Consider the following 1,492-nt stretch of genomic DNA (forward strand, 5'->3'; position numbering starts at 1 on the left):
GCGGACGACGGCGAGGACGGGGTGGTTGTTGCGGCGGGCGTCGGAGAGGCGTTCCAGCAGGAGCAGGCCCGCGCCCTCCGACCAGCCGGTGCCGTCCGCCGACGCGGCGAACGCCCGGCACCGGCCGTCCCGGGACAGACCCTGCTGGCGGGAGAACTCCACGAAGGTCTCCGGCGTCGCCATCACCGCGACACCGCCCGCGAGCGCCATCGAGCACTCGCCGCCGCGCAGCGCCTGCGCGGCCAGGTGGACCGCCACCAGGGACGACGAGCACGCCGTCTCCACCGTGACGGCGGGCCCCTCCAGACCCAGCGTGTAGGAGACCCGGCCGGAGGTGGCGCTGCCCGAGTTGCCGATGCTGAGCATGCCCTCGACCTCGCGCGGCACCTCGGTCAGCCCCACCGCGTAGTCGTGGTACATCACGCCCGCGTACACGCCGACGCTGCTGCCGCCGAGCGTGCCCGGCGCGATCCCGGCCCGCTCGAACGCCTCCCAGGCGGGCAGGATGCGCTGCTGCGGGTTCATCGACAGCGCCTCGCGCGGGGAGATACCGAAGAACCCGGCGTCGAACTCGCCCGCGTCGTGCAGGAAGCCGCCCTCGCGGACGTAGGACTTGCCGGACCGCTCCGGGTCGGGGTCGTACAGCTCGTCGGTGTTCCAGCCACGGTTCGTGGGGAACTCCGTGATGGCGTCGGTGCCCTCGGCGACCAGACGCCACAGGTCCTCCGGAGTGGCCACCCCGCCGGGGAGCCGACAGGCCATCCCGACGATCGCGATCGGCTCCGACCTGGCCGACTCCACCGCGCGCAGCCGGCCCTGAGTCTGCTTCAACTCGCCGACCACGCGCTTGAGATAGTCACGGAGCTTCTCGTCATTGCTCATGAAAACTCTGATCCTTCATATCGGTTGAGCGCATCCGGGGCCCCGGCGTCCCTGCTCGGGACGCCGGGGCGGGGCGGGGCGGCGCGGCACCGGCCCCCCAGGGCCGGCACCACGCGACCGGGGCCGCTAGAGGCCGAGTTCGCTGTCGATGAGGTCGAAGAGCTCGTCGTCGCTCGCCGCGTCGAGGTCCAGGCCCGACGCGTCGTCCTCCGCCGGAACGGCCTGGCCCCAGCGAGCCGTGAGCGAGTGCAGCCGCCTGCCCAGCTCGCCCTGCTGCGCCGGATCGAGCGCGGCCACCGCCAGCGCCCGCTCCAGCCGGTCCAGCTCCGCGAGGACCTCGGCCGCCGTCGGCTCCGGCCCCTCCGGTTCGACAGCCAGCTCCTCCGCCAGCCGCCCGGCGAGCGCCTGCGGTGTGGGGTGGTCGAAGACGAGGGTGGCCGGGAGCTTGACCCCGGTGGCCGTGGTGAGCCGGTTGCGCAGCTCGACGATCGAGCAGGGCGGCGGCCCGTTCCCCGGCGCCGAGCCCCCCCAGCCGGTCCGCGAACGACTCCGTGCCCGTCGCTGCCGCACCGGCCTGCTTGCGGGTGGGTTTGACGAGGTGGTGCAGGAG

General features: G+C 73.9%; 2 protein-coding genes. Both read right to left on the minus strand.

The genetic code is table 11. The annotated features are described in order from the left end of the window. Positions 1 to 882, minus strand: an 882-nt coding sequence (locus IF37_RS0138345; protein ID WP_030754383.1) for a beta-ketoacyl synthase N-terminal-like domain-containing protein, incomplete at its 3' end; no start/stop codon positions are given. Between the two features lie 126 nt (positions 883 to 1,008). Next, on the minus strand, positions 1,009 to 1,492 hold a 484-nt coding region (locus IF37_RS0138350; protein WP_253915970.1), incomplete at its 5' end, for an acyl carrier protein.

The organism is Streptomyces sp. NRRL S-31, from assembly GCF_000718775.1.
GTDB lineage: Bacteria > Actinomycetota > Actinomycetes > Streptomycetales > Streptomycetaceae > Streptomyces.